15 protein-coding genes and 3 pseudogenes are annotated in these 19,334 nt (G+C 49.6%); 12 read left to right on the forward strand and 6 right to left on the reverse strand.

Translation table 11 applies throughout. The annotated features are described in order from the left end of the window. Positions 1-165: 165 nt before the first annotated feature. Positions 166-243 (reverse strand): helix-turn-helix transcriptional regulator, encoded by a 78-nt coding sequence (locus tag O3W44_RS25000; protein ID WP_442954670.1) that lies wholly within the window; start codon positions 241-243, stop codon positions 166-168. A 734-nt stretch (positions 244-977) separates the two neighbouring features. On the opposite strand from O3W44_RS25000, the pseudogene O3W44_RS15635 reads away from it, so the two are divergent. The 4 genes and pseudogenes from O3W44_RS15635 to O3W44_RS15650 all read left to right on the forward strand — a co-directional run. Then, a pseudogene (locus O3W44_RS15635) lies at positions 978-1,915 on the forward strand (diguanylate cyclase domain-containing protein); the annotation flags it as partial. An 864-nt stretch (positions 1,916-2,779) separates the two neighbouring features. Then, entirely contained in the window at positions 2,780-2,944 is a 165-nt protein-coding gene (locus tag O3W44_RS15640) for a general stress protein (protein WP_215845624.1), read from the forward strand. 514 nt (positions 2,945-3,458) lie between these two features. Then, a complete protein-coding gene (locus tag O3W44_RS15645) occupies positions 3,459-3,944 on the forward strand; it encodes a YciE/YciF ferroxidase family protein (RefSeq protein ID WP_269293772.1) in 486 nt (161 codons plus the stop codon). A 14-nt stretch (positions 3,945-3,958) separates the two neighbouring features. Further along, positions 3,959-4,465, forward strand: coding sequence for a ferritin-like domain-containing protein (locus O3W44_RS15650; protein ID WP_269293773.1), 507 nt, complete (start codon positions 3,959-3,961; stop codon positions 4,463-4,465). A gap of 43 nt (positions 4,466-4,508) precedes the next feature. Here the strand turns inward: O3W44_RS15650 and O3W44_RS15655 are convergent, their stop codons facing one another. From O3W44_RS15655 to yghX, 4 genes and pseudogenes are all read right to left on the reverse strand, one after another. Then, entirely contained in the window at positions 4,509-5,462 is a 954-nt protein-coding gene (locus O3W44_RS15655) for an aliphatic sulfonate ABC transporter substrate-binding protein (protein WP_269293774.1), read from the reverse strand. 103 nt (positions 5,463-5,565) lie between these two features. Next, a complete protein-coding gene (locus tag O3W44_RS15660) occupies positions 5,566-7,224 on the reverse strand; it encodes an alpha,alpha-trehalase (RefSeq protein ID WP_269294456.1) in 1,659 nt (552 codons plus the stop codon). Positions 7,225-7,556: 332 nt separating this feature from the next. Next, a complete protein-coding gene (locus tag O3W44_RS15665; RefSeq protein WP_269293775.1) occupies positions 7,557-8,660 on the reverse strand; it encodes an NADH:flavin oxidoreductase/NADH oxidase in 1,104 nt (367 codons plus the stop codon). Positions 8,661-8,931: 271 nt separating this feature from the next. Further along, positions 8,932-9,821, reverse strand: a pseudogene (gene yghX / locus O3W44_RS15670) (YghX family hydrolase). Positions 9,822-10,605: 784 nt separating this feature from the next. Here yghX and O3W44_RS15675 point away from each other — a divergent pair. The 7 genes from O3W44_RS15675 (at position 10,606) to O3W44_RS15705 (ending at position 16,403) form a co-directional block, all read left to right on the forward strand. Further along, the gene (locus tag O3W44_RS15675; RefSeq protein ID WP_269293776.1) at positions 10,606-12,018 is read left to right on the forward strand and encodes a cytochrome ubiquinol oxidase subunit I; all 1,413 of its coding nucleotides are present in this window, start codon (positions 10,606-10,608) and stop codon (positions 12,016-12,018) included. Position 12,019: 1 nt separating this feature from the next. Further along, on the forward strand, positions 12,020-13,024 hold the full coding sequence (gene cydB, locus O3W44_RS15680) for a cytochrome d ubiquinol oxidase subunit II (RefSeq protein ID WP_269293777.1): 1,005 nt from the start codon (positions 12,020-12,022) through the stop codon (positions 13,022-13,024). 1 nt (position 13,025) lies between these two features. Then, positions 13,026-13,193 (forward strand): DUF2474 domain-containing protein, encoded by a 168-nt coding sequence (locus tag O3W44_RS15685; protein ID WP_269293778.1) that lies wholly within the window; start codon positions 13,026-13,028, stop codon positions 13,191-13,193. A 296-nt stretch (positions 13,194-13,489) separates the two neighbouring features. Continuing rightward, positions 13,490-14,359: a helix-turn-helix domain-containing protein gene (locus tag O3W44_RS15690; protein ID WP_269293779.1), complete on the forward strand. Its 870-nt coding sequence runs from the start codon at positions 13,490-13,492 to the stop codon at positions 14,357-14,359. 182 nt (positions 14,360-14,541) lie between these two features. Further along, entirely contained in the window at positions 14,542-14,745 is a 204-nt protein-coding gene (locus tag O3W44_RS15695; protein WP_269293780.1) for a hypothetical protein, read from the forward strand. 251 nt (positions 14,746-14,996) lie between these two features. Continuing rightward, positions 14,997-15,782, forward strand: a complete 786-nt coding sequence (locus tag O3W44_RS15700) for a siderophore-interacting protein (protein ID WP_269293781.1) — start codon at positions 14,997-14,999, stop codon at positions 15,780-15,782. Between the two features lie 81 nt (positions 15,783-15,863). Then, positions 15,864-16,403 carry a PadR family transcriptional regulator gene (locus tag O3W44_RS15705; protein ID WP_269293782.1) on the forward strand — a complete coding sequence of 180 codons (540 nt, stop codon included), beginning with the start codon at positions 15,864-15,866 and terminating at the stop codon, positions 16,401-16,403. A gap of 13 nt (positions 16,404-16,416) precedes the next feature. On the opposite strand, the gene O3W44_RS15710 is transcribed toward O3W44_RS15705, so the two are convergent. Then, positions 16,417-16,713, reverse strand: coding sequence for a SelT/SelW/SelH family protein (locus O3W44_RS15710; RefSeq protein WP_269293783.1), 297 nt, complete (start codon positions 16,711-16,713; stop codon positions 16,417-16,419). Between the two features lie 245 nt (positions 16,714-16,958). On the opposite strand from O3W44_RS15710, the pseudogene O3W44_RS15715 reads away from it, so the two are divergent. Beyond that, a pseudogene (locus tag O3W44_RS15715) lies at positions 16,959-19,330 on the forward strand (TonB-dependent receptor domain-containing protein). The last annotated feature ends 4 nt before the right edge of the window (positions 19,331-19,334 follow it).

Here is a 19,334-nt window from a genome sequence, read left to right on the forward strand (position 1 = left end):
ATGTAAGTTTTCCATATGTAGCCTTAAAACGCTCTGTGTGCGATTTTGATAAGTGTCATACTTAAGAGGGTATAATCTCGTCAGATTATATAAAAGGTTGTAATAGGATTTAGCTGCCTCATTACGTGAAGAAAAAATATTTTTATCAATCCAGGCGTCAACTTCTCATTCTACAAATGCGATAGTTCTTTCGCCGAATTTAACAGGTATTGGGAAACTATTATTTTTAATCAGTTTATAAATCTACGTCCGACCATAACCAGTCCGATCGATTGCTTCAGAATTGAGGATTAGTTTTTTCTTCTGCGTGATATATTTATTCATCATCGTTTTATGGAATATATTATTTGAATATCACTTATGACGATCAACCACACTCACAAAAAATGCCTGTATTTTTCATGACATTTGAAGTTATAGCGTATGATATTAACTATAAGTAAATTAAAAACAAAAAGTTATAATGTTTAGCAAAACTGCTATTGTCCTTAAAGTATCGGATATGTCGATGCTGGCCCGTAAGCTTTATGCCTCATGCGATTTGCTTATCAGTAATGTTAACGGGCATAAATTTTTGATTTAAAAGACAGGAATAAAGTGATGTTCGGTACACTCGCCACCTCCCTGTGGCTCGCCCTTTGGGTTAGCGCGGCAGGCGCGCTAGGCAAAAATGCTCCCGGCATTTTTGTCCGGGTTCGGGCACCAAATTAAAGAACCCGCCTTATGGCGGGTTTTTGCTACTCATCTTCTTTTATTTTTCAAAGCGGTCTGCCGTTACAGCCAGTTTATCTGCGCAAACCGAGCCAAAAAAAGTAAAGCCAAACCGCTTTACCTTTCTCTGTGCTGAAACACTCGGTGGTTACCGCTTAATATCCTGTCAGCTCTCCAATTGCCCGTGACTAATCGCGTTTTATAGCGTGCTCTTTACAGCCTTAATCGGGCAGGCAAAATACACTTTTCAACTCAATCGTGTTGCTATGTCTGAAGAATCGCTACGTCAGCAGATCCAAAATCTGAAAAAGCACAATGCGCGATTGAAGCGTATAGCGCACGACGCCCGTAATAAGCTGAGTGCGGCGTTGGATGGAACAGGTCTGTGTCTGTGGCAGTTGCATATTCCCAGCGGCAAGTTAGTGATTTTCAACCGGCGTTGGGGGCAATGCTTGGTTTTCAGCCTAAAGAAACGGATGCCAATTTTGAGTCATGGAAAGGAAGCCTTCATCCCGATGATGCCGCAGAAGTGCTGAAAGCGTTTTACGATCATATCGAAGGAAGAGCGCCTTATTATGAGGCGTTACATCGCATGATCGGTAAAAACAATAAAATCACCTGGGTGCTTGACCGCGGTCGCGTCAGTGAATGGGATGAAGCAGGGCGTCCGGTTAAAGTGACGGGCACTCATATCGACATGACCAAAGAGAAGCAGTACGAAGAACAGCTCTCAACGCTGGCAATGCACGATCCGCTCACCCTCTTGAACAATCGCCATGCCCTGCAAAAGCAGTTTCGCGAACTTAAAGCGCAAGACGCATTATGTATCGCGTTTATCGATTTAGATAATTTCAAACACGTTAACGACACCTTAGGCCATCGCAGTGGCGATGCGGTGTTAATTCAACTCAGCCAGCGGTTGATCGAGGCATGTTCACCAGAAGTGATGATTGGGCGCTTAGGCGGTGATGAATTTGTCTTACTCATGCCCTATTTTCTTAACAATCCACTCGTCAGCACAATAGCCCAGGCGTGTCTGGATGCTGCACTCAGGCCGTTTGATGTTGATAACGGAAACGCGAATATTGGGGCATCGATTGGCGTCGCGCAGGTTGAAGACGAAGACAGTTTTGACATTGCGTTAGCACGGGCTGACGAAGCAATGTACCGCATTAAGAAGAACGGCAAACGTGGTGTGGCGCTTGGCGAGCACGTAACGCCACTGTTTACAACGCCAGTTAAACACGAACAGCCGACGGTGACATCAAATGTGTTGTTACCAAACACGGGAACAGCCGATTAACTTCAACGCCTGAGCACAGAACTTTCTCTTTCCTTGCTTCAGTCACCCACGGTGGTTTTCTCCGCCACACTTCACCTTTTCAACGCCCGCATTTTGCGCATTTTTTACTTTATCCGTTTTTGCAACGTTCTGAACAAACGAGTTCAGCTTAGATAAAAAATTATCGCCTGGGCATTAGTCTTAAAAAAATCCAGAAAAGGTTATTTTTATTTCTGCTTGCCGCTTCGTTTATTTCAACAAAAGTTTTGTAGTAGCGTTAAGTTAATTAATACCTGATTAAGAATAATTGGTGAAATATTGATCAGATAGGTTATTTTTTATTTATATATCTCTCTGTTTGCCGCTTCGCTTATTCTCAAAACCCCGTAATAAATGATGAAATTCACCTGTCGTTTCGCTTGGTTAAATCGATCATTTGTTAATCAAATTATATAAAATCTGCAATAAATAAGCCTGGTTTTGCGCTTCGCTTATATTTATTAATAGTGGACTTTTCATTAAAAAGATCGATTAATATGTGGCGAAATCTGTAGGTGAACACAAAAAGCCCGACAGGGTTTTTGTGCAAAATCACATGACAGGATGATTTCACGCCTAAACTATTGATCGTTAGGCCATGAAAGTAATTTAACCAAAATTATTCGGATCATTGTTTACCGGCCACCTTGATTACATCATTTTTACGGCTACATTTATCTAGTGTCATCAGGCTTATGGCATATTGTCTGTGATGATTTTGTTATTAATTCTCATGAGGGAAACAGGATGACTCAATATCGTGGCGGTGCTGGAAATTTTGCTGCAGATAAAGAACGAGCGGCAGAGGCGGGACGTAAAGGCGGCCAAAAAAGTGGCGGCAATTTTAAGAACGATCCCGAGCGCGCTATTGAAGCTGGACGTAAGGGAGGTAAAATCAGTCGCCGTAGCTGATTGTAATTAATACTGATTTAACAGATAGTTACGTTAGACATGGGCAGTTTTGTCACAATCTTTTACTTCCTCTTTGATAAAAGCCAATGATCAATCATAGCTACGTTTAATCGTAAGCGTAGCCATCCTAATTAAAGCCGGAATAGATTTATCTTTCCGGTTTTTTTATTTTTGGTCAATGAAATTGTACAAGTAACATAGATTTTGTACATATTTAAGGGGCAAAGAGTGGATCTTAATTCCTCTATTAATTTCGCATTGTTATACACTGGCTTAAATAGTGTACAGGTTAAGCGAGGGGGTTATTGATAAGTAAAAAATGAGAACAATCTTTTCGAATGGCTAAATGCTTGTCAATAAAGGGAAAATTAAACCGCCACGCTGTATTCGCTCATAAATCGCTCTGCAACGCCTCGCAACCCTCCAGTAATCCGCTAAAGTTTTAAAGGGTTTACCTTATGTCCTACACGCTGCGTTAATGCTTAACGCATAAACAATGAATGAGGCCAGAGCGATGACGGTTAAAACGCTGAAAGATCTTTTTATTCATGACCTGTCTGATATTTACAGTGCCGAGAAGCAAATTACGCGGGCACTGCCGAAGATGGCGCGAGCCGCCAGCGATGAAAACCTGATTGCTGCATTTAATCAACACCTCGAAGAAACACGCGGGCAAATTGAGCGACTGGATGAACTCATTGAGGCCACGCCAGAACTAAAACTCAAACGAATGAAATGCCATGCGCTTGAAGGACTGGTAGAAGAAGCGCAAGAAATTATCGATTCGGTTGAAAAAGGCGAAGTTCGCGACCAGGGTTTAATTGGTGCAGCACAGAAAGTGGAGCACTACGAAATTGCCACCTACGGCACCCTGTGCGCGATGGCAAAGAAACTTGGCTATACCAAAGCTGCCGAGTTGCTTGAAGAAACCCTGAATGAAGAGAAACAGACGGATGTGAAGCTGACTGATGTCGCTGAATCTATCACTGTGGCTTCTTAAAAAGGAGTAATAACATGACCCCAGAAGAGAACTATCACGACTGGTTGCGTGATGCTCACGCCATGGAACAGCAGGCTGAAAGCATGTTGTCTAAAATGGCTGGACGTCTTGAGCACTATCCTGAGCTGGAAACGCGTATCAAGCAGCATATTGATGAAACCAAACAGCAACAGGTTTGGCTGAATGAGTTGCTGGATCGCCATGGCATCGATAATTCATCCTTTAAGGATGTGATGGGTAAAGCCTCTGCGTTTGGTCAGGCAGTAGGCGGCATGTTCACATCAGATGAGGTGGTGAAAGGCGCTATCAGCGGATATGTGTTTGAAAACTTCGAAATTGCCAGCTATACCAGCCTGATTGGCGCAGCCGAACAGGTAGGCGATGCTGAAGGTGTTCGAATCCTTACGCAGATTCGTGAGCAAGAGATTGCGATGGCTGAATGGCTTTATCAGCACTTGCCGAATGTAACGCAGCAGTTCCTGTTGCGCTCAGCGGAACCGGGCGTTGAAGCGAAGAAATAGGCCCAACAGGCCGGGATGAACCCTTCATTCCCGGCCAAATTCCTCAAGGCGAAGTGGGCTGCCAGGTGTTTACCGCCTGGGCATCTATCGGTTTTGGCAGCAGCTTCGCCTGATAAAACGCATCGGCAATTTTTTGCTGTTCCTTCAGGTCACCCATCGTGACGGGTTCAATTTGATAACTGCGCTGGGCATTAGCCCGTTCAATGGTTGAAAGGGGCAATTTTCCCCAGAGTGGCGAAAGCATTTTTGCTGCCTCGACAGGATGAGATTTCAGCCAGCCCGCCTGCGACTCAAGCGCGTGATAAACCGTGTTTAACACTGCCGGATGCGCTTTAGCGTAATCTGTTGACGCCAGATAGTAGCGTTGATAACTCGCCAGGCCGTTACCGCTGGTCAACACACGTGCATGCTGTTCAACTTTCGCGCTGGTTACATAAGGTTCCCACGTGACCCACGCCGCTACGCTACCGTTCTCCAGCGCAGCGTGACCATCTGCTGGCGTTAACCAGGCGGGCGACACATCGCTGAATTTCAATCCTGCCTTATTCAGGGCTGCAATCAATAAATAGTGGCTCCCTGCCGCTTTTGTAACGGCAATTTTTTTGCCTTTCAAATCCTGTAAGCTTTTAACGGAAGATTCAGCGGGCACCAAAATAGCCTGAGCATAGGGGGACGGGGTTTCTCGTGCAAAGTAGGTGAGGTTTGCGTCTGCCGCCTGCGCGAAAACCGGCACAGTATCCGCAACGTCAGCGGATAAATCGACATTGTTCAGATTCAGCGCCTCAAGCAGCGGCAAGCCGCTTGAAAACTCATGCCAGCTTACTTTGATGCCCTGGCTGGCAAGGGTTTTTTCCAGTTCGCCACGTTGCTTGATAAGCGTCAGCAGCGTCGATGATTTTTGATAGCCGATACGTAAGCTTTGTTCTGCAGCGTGTAGGGGAAAGGAAAACAGCGCGGCAACCCACAGGGCACCGCGAACGGTTTTAAGAGATAACATGGACATCCTTATGAGGTAGACAAGCCTTCGATGATGATAAGTGAGGGCTTGTCACCGGCTAAGCGCCGTTTTCTCATAAGCTTTGCCGTAAAGCAGTTAACGGTTAATCCGCCATTAAATGACCGTACATCGCCATCAGTCGGCGCGTAACACCGTTGGTCCAGCCAAAGCCATCCTGCAGCGGATATTCACCCCCGCCGCCGGGACGCGCACGGTCACCGCTGATGTCATACTTCTCAACCAGCTTGTTATGCACCTTGTAAAAGTTATTGACGGTGTTCAGCCAGTTGCCTGCAATTTCACTGGCCAGCGTATCTTCGCCGTAGTTATTCAAGCCAATAACCGCCATCCATTGCATCGGTGCCCAGCCGTTTGGTGCATCCCACTGTTCGCCACTATCGACCATGGACGATAACAAACCGCCATTGGTCAGTAATAACTGGCGCAGCGCAATCGCCTGCAGATGTGCCTGATGCGGTGTCGCGAGACCCACAAATAACGGAACGACCGCCGCCGCAGTGAATGCACCGAAGCGTTCCCGACGCCAGTCATAATCGCGGAAAACGCCAGCGGTGCTGTCCCACAGGTAACGCGTAATGGCACGTTTGCGCGCCTCCGCTTTTTTCTGCCACGCCAGTGCCGTCAGCTCTTCGCCTTTAGCATGAGAAAGGGTGGCGATCATTAACTCAAGCTTATAAAGAAACGCATTGAGATCGATCGGAATAAATTGTGTGGTTCGAATGCTTGCCAGACGTTTTGGATTACGCAACCAGCGCGATGAGTAATCCCAGCCAGAAGCCGCGCCTGCACGCAGGTCACGATAAACTTCGCTCGCCGGACGTTTAGACTGGCGTGCCGTTTCGACATCTTCAATCCACGACTCATCACGCGGGGTATCACGATCGTCCCAGTAACGATTCAACAATGAACCGTTTGGCATACGTACCACGTGGCGGTACGCCTGATTTGGCATCAGTTCGCCCGCGCCATCCATCCAGAACTGATACTCTTTCATCAGCTGATCCAGATAGCGTTTTGCTCCGCGCACACCATCTTCTTCAAACAGCTCAACCATCAATGCGAACACTGGCGGCTGCGAACGGCTGAGATAATAGGTACGGTTACCGTTAGGGATATGGCCGTAATTGTCGATCAGCCAGGCAAAGTTATCTGCCATATGGCGCAGCAAATCGTCTCGTCCTGATTCTGCCAGGCCGAGCATAGTAAAATAGGAATCCCAGTAATAAGTTTCGCCAAAGCGCCCGCCTGGTACCACATAGGGTTTTGGCAGCGGCAGCAGCGAAGAGTGCGGCATATGCTGTTGCGGCATTTTGGTTAATACCGGCCACAGATCGTCGATATGCTCTTTCAGGGACTTATCAGGGTTCGAAACGTAAAAGCTCTCGTTGACAGTTGGCAGATAAAAATGATCGGCCACAAAGCGTGCCAGATCAAAATCACGGCTGCGTTTTTGACGACGATAACGCATCAATACATCAAGCGGATCGAACTTAGGCGAACAGTCAGGGAATGTTTTACTATCCTCGAAAATGTGCGACATTTGAACATGTTCAAACAGTTCAAGATAGCGATCCGCAGGCGTCAGCGCATCCGGAGCCGGTAAGCCTTCAATCAGCTCGGGCTCCGGTTCTGAATCTTGCATGCCATCCAGTTTCAGTTCATGGGGATCGTATAGATACTCAACTTCCGCCCCTGCACGTACTTCCTGAATGGCATTGAGTTGCTGGCGATAAGTATTAATAGCGGCCTCCTGAGCAGTCCGGGTTGCATAAAGACCAAATTATAGCCTTCTCACATAGCCAGACAACAATGCAGATTACCTATGAACGTAATAAAAATTGCCTATTAATTGGCTAATTTGCATAAATTACAGACATATCAACCAAATATGCGATTGTTCACAAAAAACGCATTTCAGATGAATCTCTTACTAAAACAAATTAATCAACTTTGAATGACAAAATCAGGCGTTTATTAACATTCTGACAAGTTTTGTGGCGCAGAAATTGGTGCATAACGTGGCATACGAAACGGGGATTTTGAATAAACGCCTCCGCAGAGGCGTTTCTGCTGTCAGGCTTCGCTCACGCGATAACGTTCCAGCCAGTGTGCGTACGGCGCAGGCAGCACCCAGGATGGCGCTGTTTTATCCAGTGCCAGTGCAGCCTGATAAGTCCAGTTAGGATTTTTCAAGTGGGCGCGTCCCACCATGACCAAATCCAGCTCGCCTTTTTCAATGGTCTGATTCGCGATAACGGGCGAATCAATGCCCCAGGCTGAGGCAACCGGGATACCCGCTTCGCGACGTACTCTTTCAGCAATGGGTGCGAGGAAAGCGGGGCCCCATGGAATGTTGGCCTCTGGCGTGGAGAAACCGATGCTCACGCTGAGTAAATCCAGACCCTTCGCGCGCCACTGTTTAATAAGGGCGATTGATTCCTGTAACGTCTCTTCATCCCGCCCGTCAAATTCCAGCACGCCAAAACGCGCCGTCAGCGGCAGGTTTTCTGGCCACACATCACGCACGGCATCAAAGGTTTCTGACAGGAAACGGCTACGGCCTGCCGCATCGCCGCCATACTGATCGGTACGCGTATTGGCATGAACAGAGAAGAAGCTCTGCGCCAGATAACCGTGGGCAAAGTGAAGCTCCAGCCATTCAAAGCCAGCATCACGGGCGCGTTTAGCCGCCAGAACGAAATCGTTGCGCACGCGGGCAATATCATCCAGCGTCATCGCCTGGGGCACCTGCGGCAAATTATTGCCAAATGCGATAGCTGAAGGAGAAAGGGTTTCCCAGCCACGGGCATCACCTGCGGCGATATGATCGTCACCTTCCCACGGCTTGTTGGCGCTGGCTTTACGACCGGCATGACCAATCTGAATGCCAGGTACTGCGCCTGCGGCTTTAATATCACGGGCAATTTTCGCCAGCTCAGCGGCTTGCTCATCATCCCAGATACCTAAACAACCGGGAGTAATGCGGCCTTCAGGTGAAACGGCCGTGGCTTCGACAATCACTAAACCTGCGCCGCCTCGTGCCAGGCTGTTGTAGTGTACGCGATGCCAGTGATTACTCATACCCTCTTCGGCGCTGTACTGGCACATCGGCGGCACAGCGATGCGGTTACGCAAAGTGACGTCTTTCAGGGTAAAAGACGAAAACAAATCTGACATGTAAGCCTCTTAATAGTGTGAAACGCTAACAGGATGTTTATGGCTGACGTTATGGTGTTGCAGCACAAATAGTTGCTCAGACAATTTTTCCAAAGGAAACGTAAGCAACGTTTCGCCCGGCAGTTTGCCTTGTGTGAGGACATAAAGTATTAGCAGCACTTGCGGTGAAGTGAGAAAGGGACTATTTTCTGCTGGCTCAGTTATCCTGGCGCACAGCGTTGTCCTCTCCCGGCAGGAGAGGACGAGGGGAGGGCATCAGCCCGTAAAGACGCTAATTGCGCAGATACTTTTCAAACCAGGCTAATGTCCGGCTCCATGCCAGTTCAGCGGCAGCTTTATCGTAGCGCGGGGTTGAATCATTGTGGAAACCATGATTAACGCCGGGATAGATATAGGCTTCATACACTTTATCATTCTGCTTTAGCGCGGCTTCATAAGCGGGCCAGCCTGCGTTGATATTCTTATCAAACTCTGCGTAATGCAGCAGTAGCGGTGCCTTAATGCGGGGACATCTTCTGCTTTGGGCTGGCGACCATAAAAGGGTACCGCGCAGGCCAGATCCGGGAAGGCGACTGCCGCAGCATTCGAGACGCCGCCGCCATAGCAAAATCCAGTCATGCCAACTTTCCCGGTTCCCTCTTCATGTTTCATCAGGAAATCCACTGCGGCGAAAAAGTCGTTCATGAGTTTGGTCGGATCGACTTTGGCCTGCATCTCTTTGCCTTCCTCATCATTGCCCGGATAGCCCCCCAGAGAACTCAGGCCGTCCGGTGCCAGCGCGATGTAACCCGCTTTCGCCACGCGGCGCGCCACATCTTCAATATAGGGATTTAACCCACGGTTCTCATGCACGACAACCACTGCAGGCACCTTGCCTTGCGCATTAGCGGGTTTCACCAGATAGCCACGTACCTCTCCATGACCTTGCGGGGAGGGATAATGAATATATTCCGGTTTGATATCGGGATCGGTGAATTCAACCTGTGTGGCGAGCGCGTAATTCGGACTCATCAGGCCCAGCAGCGTCGCGCCGGTCATGCCGCCAATCGCCAGCTTACCGGCCATAGAAATAAATTCGCGCTTACTGATCCTGCCGTGTGCGTAGTAATCGTAAAGTTCGAGCAGTTCCTGCGGAAAATCTTGAGCTGTCAGACGTGCCATAGCGACTCCTTAACCCAGATGATTGATGCGGTGCCGCTATAACAAAACACAGCTTTCAGGATGAGGCAACAGGCGTGACGCAGAGCGTTAAAGCCCAATAACGTAACGGCAGGTGAAAATAACCTGATCGGTTATAAACGTTTTTGGCTGGGCTATTTCCGCACGGCTTAAAGGTTTCTCTGCGAAATAACGGCGCAACGAAATCAGAGTGTTAATTGATTCCCAAAAATGAACCAAATTTATTAACAATATTTGCCAACCGGAAGCGCCTGAACTACCGCGTGTTGTTTGCTTCAATAAAAGGGATAAATTCTCTCTGTTTTGCAAAAATTAACCTAAGCGGCAAGTAAAAATAAAATAAACGCTAACATCTTAAAAAATAAGGTTATTGCCTGGGTCAGTTGCTTGTTTAAGCCCTGGTCTGAGCAGGGATTTTATCATAATGACATGCAAAAACAGCAGGTTGGACTCTTTTTTATCCTTAGTCTACGCTGATTGATGCAGTCATTTTTGCTGCTACAAACTATAACATTCGCGTCACAAAATGGCGCTCTAATTAACTTTTGAGCCTTGTTTTTAATTAAATATTTCCCGACAAAAACAATGATCGAAATCAAAAAATCCTGTTATAGTTTTTGCTCCCCGCTTGTTTCTGTTTCTCTGCCGCGAATGATTTTAAATTCGTGGCGGAAATTTCATTAAGCGCAACGTAAATATTAATGCCGCGCTTAACTTGTTAATTATAAGTAAACATATGGTGTTCTATGTGGCAAAGAGGTAAGCAATGTTTGGATTAGATGCCTTTCATCTGGCCAGGATACAGTTCGCATTTACTGTCTCCTTCCATATTATCTTTCCCGCCATCACCATCGGCCTGGCCAGTTTTCTGGCTGTGCTTGAAGGTATGTGGCTGAAATCCCGTAATCAAACCTACCGCGATCTCTACCATTTCTGGTCCAAAATCTTCGCCGTTAACTTTGGCATGGGCGTGGTTTCAGGGCTGGTCATGGCGTATCAGTTCGGGACTAACTGGAGTGGCTTCTCGCAGTTTGCGGGCAGTATCACCGGTCCGCTGTTGACCTATGAAGTGCTGACTGCCTTCTTCCTGGAAGCGGGCTTCCTGGGTGTGATGCTGTTTGGCTGGAACCGCGTCGGTCCTGGCCTGCACTTCTTTGCCACCTGCATGGTTGCGCTGGGCACCCTGATTTCCACTTTCTGGATTCTGGCGTCTAACAGCTGGATGCATACACCGCAGGGCTACATTATCCAGAACGGGATTGTGGTGCCGGAAGACTGGTTCAAGATTGTCTTTAACCCTTCGTTCCCCTATCGCCTGTTCCATATGTCGGTCGCGGCGTTCCTCGCCAGCGCCTTCTTTGTGGGCTCCTCGGCGGCATGGCATTTGCTGAAAGGTAACAACAATCCGGCGATTCGTAAGATGTTCTCTATGGCGCTGTGGATGGCACTGATTGTGGCGCCGATTCAGGCCATGATTGGTGATGCGCACGGTCTGAACACGCTGGAACACCAACCGGCTAAAATCGCTGCCATTGAAGGTCACTGGGAAAACCCGCCGGGTGAAGCCACACCGCTGATCCTGTTTGGTATTCCGGATATGGATGAAGAGCGCACCAAATATGCGCTGGAAGTGCCTTATCTGGGTAGCCTGATCCTGACTCACAGCCTGGATAAACAGGTTCCGGCGCTGAAATCGTTCCCGAAAGAGGATCGTCCTAACTCAACGGTGATCTTCTGGTCGTTCCGCGTGATGGTGGCGATGGGCCTGCTGATGATTACGCTGGGTGTGGTCAGTTTGTGGCTGCGCTATCGGGGCCGCTTATATGAGTCACGTCCGTTCCTGTGGTTTGCGCTGTTGATGGGGCCGTCTGGTTTGATCGCTATTCTGGCCGGATGGTTTACCACTGAAATTGGCCGTCAGCCGTGGGTAGTGTATGGCGTGCAGCGCACCATTGATGCTGTCTCCGCACATGGCGATTTGCATATGAGTATCAGCCTGCTGGCCTTCATTCTGGTTTACTGCTCGGTGTTTGGCGTCGGTTATCACTACATGATGCGTCTGATCAAACAGGGTCCCGTTACCGGTGAAGGTCATGTTACTGAGCACGGTGGTCCAGGTCAGAAGAAAACCCCTGCGCGTCCGCTCTCGGCAGCAACGTTTAAGGATGGAGACCACTAAGATGATCGATTTTTCTATTATCTGGTTCGCGATTATCGTCTTCGCTACCCTGATGTACATTGTGATGGATGGCTTTGATCTGGGTATCGGTCTGCTGTTCCCGTTTAATAAAGATGTCACCGAGCGCGACATGATGGTAAACACCGTCGCGCCAGTATGGGACGGCAATGAAACCTGGCTGGTGCTGGGCGGAGCGGGGCTGTATGGCGCGTTCCCGCTGGCCTATTCGGTGATTGCCGATGCGCTGGCTATTCCACTGACCGCTATGCTGATTGGGTTGATCTTCCGTGGCGTGGCCTTTGAGTTTCGTTTCAAAGCAGTGGAAGGGCACCGGGCGTTCTGGGATAAGTCATTTATTGCCGGTTCCGTGTTGGCGACGTTTAGCCAGGGTGTTGCCGTCGGTGCGATGCTGGATGGCATTCCGGTTGAGGGACGCCATTTTGCCGGTTCCGCAATGGACTGGCTGGCGCCGTTCCCGCTGTTCTGCGGCGTGGGTCTGGTGGTGGCGTATGCTCTGCTCGGTTGTACCTGGTTAATCATGAAAACCGAGAACGAGCTGCACCGTAAAATGTCAGCACTGGCAACACCGCTGGTTATTGCACTGTTAGCGATTGTTGGCATTATCAGCTTGTGGACGCCATTCTCTCATGCTGATATCGCAGAGCGTTGGTTCAGCCGTCCGAACCTGTTCTGGTTCCTGCCGGTTCCGGTGCTGGTACTGCTCTGCTCATGGGGCATTGTGCGTGCCATCAAGCGCGAAGCGCACTATTCACCCTTCCTGCTAACGCTGGCGCTGATTTTCCTTGGCTTCTCTGGCCTGGGTATCAGCATCTGGCCAAACATTATTCCGCCATCTGTCTCCATTTGGGCGGCGGCTTCACCGCCGCAAAGCCAGGCATTTATGCTGGTGGGTAGCTTGCTGATCATTCCAATGATCCTCGGCTACACCTTCTGGAGCTACTACGTGTTCCGCGGAAAAATCAAAGCAGACGAAGGATACCATTGATATGCAAACCGAGGTCAGCAGCATGAAAAGCCACAATGAGACGAAAGCTCCATGGTGGAAACGCATAATGTGGCTGGTGATCATCTACGGCGCAAGCGTGCTGGCACTTGGTGTGGTGGCATCACTGTTTCGTATGATGATGACGGCTGCGGGTATGCGTTCGCACTGATCCCTGCCATCCTTCACGCTGCCTGTTGCCGGGCTGCGCAAACTCACCCGAATCTATGTTTATCGGGCTGATGCGCTTGCCGCCGCGATGCAGCCTGAATGATTCAGGCGATTCATACGTAAAATTTGCAGAGAAAAGGCTGACTTCAGTCAGCCTTTTAATTAGTAACCTAAGCAATTAATGCGGTTTTTCCCTGACTGCGGCACGCCTTCTTTACCTTTCCTTACGTTGTTAATACATTTTCGTTATACTTTTGTGACGAATCTGGCAATTCATCCTCTCTGAAGTTAACCATCATGCTCAGCCTGACCCTTAAGAAACAGTACATCAACGATTTGGTGGACTGGATAGAGGCGAATCTCACCGACGATCTCAATATCGATCTGATCACCCTGAAATCTGGTTACTCCAAATGGCACATGCAACGCATGTTTAAAGAGATCACCGGGCAAACGCTGGCCGCTTATACACGTAAGCGTCGCCTGACGATGTCGGCAATGGCGCTGCGCCTGACGCGAATGCCGCTTATCGACATTGCCGTGCGCTTCGGTTTTGATAATCAGCAAAACTTTACCCGGGTATTTAAAAACCATTTTTCGGTAACGCCAGGCGCGTTTCGTCGCATTCCCGATCTGCCTGTAAAACATTTTCATGGCCGTATTCCGGTTCGCTCACCTGTTGAACGTGCAGAGCTGGTCGAGCGCGATAACGATTTGCCGATGTGTGGCGACATGGTGGAGTGGGAGTGTAAGTTTGGCGATTACGTTCACGACAGTGAACACCGCGTTGCTGAACAGGCGCGACATTTTGTTCGCTTTGCGGGTCAGCATGTCGAACGTGGCTGGCTGGGTTTTCAGTATAGTCCCGGCATTTCCTCTGCCGAGCAGCAGCATATTAGCCTGTTTCAGGCGATTGAAAGCAAACATGCGGAAAAGCTGAATTCACCCGGCATGAGCTGGACGGCAACGCGCGGTCTCTATGCGATGATTCACTGGAGTGGCACGCCGGAACAGATAACACGTTTTATCGCTGACATTTACTATCTGCACTTACCTGCGCTGGGCGTCGCCCGTCGCCAGGGCAAAGATCTGCTGCGTCTCGATCTTCAGGCTTCAACGCCCGACTGGCTGGTCGGCGTGTTTGCTATTCCTGTTTCTCAGGGCTAATGAATAATTCGTGCGGCATACTGTGACAAACCGCACGATTTTATAAAAAACTCGCCTGTTCTGGCGTAAAATTCTCTCCTGAAACCCTGACGTTGCGCATTCATCGCGTTAATCGGTGTCAGGGCTGGATATTCATCTGCACTTCCGGCCGCTCCCGGCTAAAAATGATAATGAAGACAAATATGCGACTCTCAACGCTTTTTCTTGTTACTGCGCTTTCTGCCGTGCCAGCACTGGCTATGGCGCAAATGGCTGAACCTTTTAATCCGCCAGCGGGGCTGCATCCCCATGCCCAGTCAACCCAGCATGAAATTCTGGGTGATAACGTACTGCCGCAGCAGAACAGAGATCATTCCGGCACGGCAGGCTTCGACAAGATGCTGTAACCCGGCGCAGTTGCTGAAAACAGCGGTTAGCGTTATTCCTTTCTGACGCCTTCAGTTATGCCTTTTGCCTGTTATTTGTGCGCCGATCGCATTTTTCGTCATTGAGATTAAGATATATCATAGCTATCTTAGCTTCGGTTAGATGAGAATGATTTCGATTTCATGATTGCACTGACCCGAACAGCAGGGCAGGGTAAATCGTGATGGCGTGTGGATGAAGACGAAGTCCACGGCATGACTGGAGAAACCCTTTGCAAAATAACAAAGCACCAAGCCGTGCGCCGCAGCGCGTGCGTAACGAACTGCGTTTTCGCCATATTACGGTAACGAGCAAAACCAAAGTTGCTGACAAATTCTGGCGCATCGTCTTCAATGGCAGCGACTTAGCGGGCTTTCATTCGCCGGGATTTGATGATCACATCAAGGTCTTCTTCCCGGAAGCGGGCAGCGGCACATTAGCGTTACCCCAGATGAGCGATGAAGGCATCGTGTGGCAAGATGGCGTGCGACCACCGGCGCGTGATTATACGCCGCTTGAATTTGATGGTGAGTCTTCACTAACGCTCGACTTTTATATTCATGAAAGCGGTGTTGCCAGTGACTGGGCAACGCAGGCGCAGCCCGGCGATACGCTGATCATGGGCGGCCCACGCGGTTCGCTGGTGGTGCCAACCGATTATGCCTTTCAGCTCTATGTCTGTGATGAAACCGGGCTGCCAGCCTTCAAACGTCGCAAAGCGGATATTCAGGCTGAAACGCTGCATCTGTTTGCTTATACCGATGAAGAGACGGGGCGCGGCTATTTAGCTGATCTGGCAGATGTTTCCGTGAACTGGGCAGGTAACGGAAACATGCAAAGCGATAATCTCGGTACGCTGATTGCTGCGCTGGATAAACTCTCGATTCCACAAGACGATTACTTTATCTGGCTGACGGGGGAAGGCGAATTTGTCAAAACCCTGAGCGACTATTTTACGGTGCGTCGTGGTCTCGACCCGGCCTACGTGCGGGCAGTTGCGTACTGGCACAGTAAGTAAGGATACACTGGCCGCCTGTGTTGAATTTTGCCAGGCGGCAGACTACTATCAAGCCTCTTTTTCTCTCCCTTCAGGCTGGCAATGAAACAGGATCCACTCTCTTCCCGACATAATGATACTGCCCCTCGTTCTGGCGATTGTGGTGGTCGTCGTAAGCGGCGGGAAAAAATGCTGGATGCCAGTGATATTCGCCTGCTGATGTTGCACTTTCTGGCACAGAACGCCGCGCACGGCTATGAGCTGATTAAATCTGTTGAAGAGCTGTCGAAAGGGGAATATTCGCCAAGCCCTGGCATCATCTATCCCAACCTGACGTTACTGGAAGAGATGGATGCAATCCATGTGCTGGATGCTCAGGCTGCGCGTAAAGCCTATGCGCTTAACGAGGTGGGACGTGAAATGCTGGCGAATAACGAAGCGCATGTTGCCAGCCTGATAGAACGGTTATCCTCGCTGGCCATACTGGTTAATAATCGTACTCTTCCCGAGGTGGAACAGGCGATCCACACGATGAAAACCGCCTTAAATGGCCGCTTGTCGCAACAGAACATTTCCGCGAAAAGCTTGCAGCTGATCATCGCTACGCTGCATGACGCAGCGAAGAAGATCGCTGAAAGCTGACGCTGTCTGGCTGTTAAATGGCGTCAGGCTTCTTCTTATCGACATGACCCAGCGATCGCTCTGGAAAACAGGTGTCGCGCACCCGCTGTTTAAGCGTTGAGGCGTCAGGAAAACCGCCGTCGCGCTTCCGTTCCCAAATCACCAGATCATCCACTTTGATTTCAAAAATGCCGCCTGTGCCTGGTTTAAGCGTCACAGCAGCCAGATCTTCGGCGAAAGTTTGCAACAGCTCTTGCGCCATCCAGGCCGAGCGCAGCATCCAGTTACACTGCGTGCAGTAATGAATCTCTATTGCCGGTTTAGGCATCATAGCAGGCTCCTTGTTAAGTTATTGATTACATAGCGTTTAGTGCGGATTAACAAAATGTGCTTTCGCGCACGCTTCTAAATGTAAATGTTATTGATAATGATTAGCAATTACATTAAATTCCTGAGCCATAATTTATAGCTAAAAATAACGCTGTTTTTCATGGTTTTATTGCGCAAAGCGCATTATTTAACACCTTTAGCAAGTAAGTGAGCGAATACTAACAATTAATCGGGTACTTCGCGCTCATGTCATTAAATTTTCAGGGATTCACTTCACAGCGCCTGTTTAAAACGGCGCTTATCGCCTCTGCTATTCATGCTGCCTGTGGTTATGCCGCCAGCGATGACGCTTTACTGGCGCTCTCCACGGCGAAAAGCACTTCCCGCGAGCCGCTGATGACCGTCACCGCGCCGGAAACAGAAAAAAAGCAGGCAGCAGTACCACGCTTACCGCAGCCGAATTGCAACAGCGCGGCGCCAACGATTTCGGATCAATTATGCGTTATGAACCGCTGATCAGCGCAACCGGTGCCAGCGGCGGATCGTCTGCGGGTAAAAGTGGATTCGACCGTGCCGGTTATACGGGCTACAACATTCGTGGCCTGGAAAGCAACCGCGTTGGCCTGGATGTTGATGGCATTCCGTTGCCGCAAGCCACAGGCCGCAGCTATGTCGGTCGCGCTGGCCTCGACAGCTTCGGCATTGGTCGTGATTACATTGACCCCTATATGTTTGGTCGCATTGATATTGAAAAGGGCGCGACCGCAGTCGATCAAGCCAACACGTCGATTGGCGGCAACGTCTCGTTCCGTAACAAAACGCCAGACGATTATTTGCGCCCCGGTAAAGAAACCTATTTTGGCTACCAAAGCGACTACGATTCTGCGAACCGTAGCTGGCACAACGGTATCACGGCAGCGGCGGGCGATGATGAACTGCGCGGCATTTTTGTCTACAGCCGCCGCGACGGTCAGGAAACAGAAAACAACAGCGGCGAGCTTGATGCTTATCCGGCCAACTGGCACTCCGATGCCTTTATGACGTCAGGGATCTGGCAGCCGAACGATGCGCATAAACTGAGCGCAACGCTGGATTACTATCACAAAACCAACCACACCCATTACGACAGCTGGAGTACCACCAACGGTAATACCTTTTGGGGCACCGCTCAGCAGCAGAGTGATACGCGCCGTTGGGGCGTCAGCCTGAGCGATGAATACACGCCTTATAATGATTTCATCGACAGCCTGACAACGCGCCTTTACTGGCAGCAGACTCAGGCGCACGACAACACCTATATGCCGTCGAGCGCAACGGCTTATCAAACCGTCTACTCCGATTACAACAGCGATACGTACGGCTTTGATACACGGCTGGCGAAAAATATTGGCCGACACGCGCTGAGTGCCGGGCTGAATGCTCGCCTCGTGGATACTGAACGTCCGTTCCGCCAGTCGCCTGCGCCAGGTGCGTTTAGCGTCATCATGCAGCCGCAGGCCAACAGTCGCAGCTACACGGTGGGCGGTTACGTGCAGGACAAGATCAGCTTCGATCTCGACAGCCACAACTTTGCGGTTATTCCGGGCGTGCGCGTGATGTATCAGAACACGAAGCCGCGCGATGTCTCGACGCTGACCACCAACAGCACGGTACTGGATCCAGCAGAAGTTTCTGCTCTGTATGGTTCGGCAAACAGCGATACGCAGGTGCTGCCGTCTATCGCTTTTCAGTATGATTTGACGCCAGCATTGATGACTTACCTGCAATATACACGCGGCGCGCAGTTCCCGAATGACAGCCAGCTTTATGGCTCATGGAACCTCGGTTCCAGCTATGCCGGAACGGCGCAGTATGCGTTGATTGGTAATACGGATCTGAAAACTGAAACCAGCAACAATTTTGAATGGGGTTTGAAAGGCGAGCTTACCAAAGGCGTGACGTTTAACAGCGCGGTGTTCTATAACGCCTATAAAAACTTTATTGCCTTCACTCGCTACTCGCGCAGCGCCAGTCCCGATAAGTTTGTGAATGTCCCCAGCAATATTTACACCACCTATCAGGCTGAAAACCGCGATAAAGCTTACATTTATGGCGCAGAAGTCAGCACAAAAATTAATTTTGGCACCTGGTTCGAACAGGTTGACGGCCTGAGCGCGAACCTGGCCTTTGGCTACACGCAGGGCCAGTCTAAATCGAGCTACCTTGGCGATCGCTACGTTGATTTAGAGAGCGTTGCGCCAATGAAAGCGATAATCGGTTTAGCCTGGGATGACGTAGCACGCGGCTACGGCGCGGCGGTGACCGCGACCTTTGTGAAAGGAAAACAAGCCACCGCGACTAACCGCGAAAGTTACAGCAATACCGGGAGTCCATTGACCGATTCAAACACCGACTACATGCGTGTCCCTGGATATGGCATGGTAGACATGACCGCGTACTGGAAGGTAACGAAAAACGTCAAACTGAGCGGCGGCATTTATAACATCACCGATCGCAAATACTGGGATTACCTCAGCAGCCGTGAGCTGACCAGCGATACCCAGCAGGACCGCAACGATCAGGCGCTGGCTGTTATGCCGGGCCGCACCTTCCAACTGGGTGTAAATGTCGACTTCTGATAAG

Origin of the sequence: Pantoea sp. LMR881 (assembly GCF_027157825.1) — a bacterium.
GTDB classification, from domain to species: Bacteria; Pseudomonadota; Gammaproteobacteria; order Enterobacterales; family Enterobacteriaceae; genus Pantoea; species Pantoea haifensis.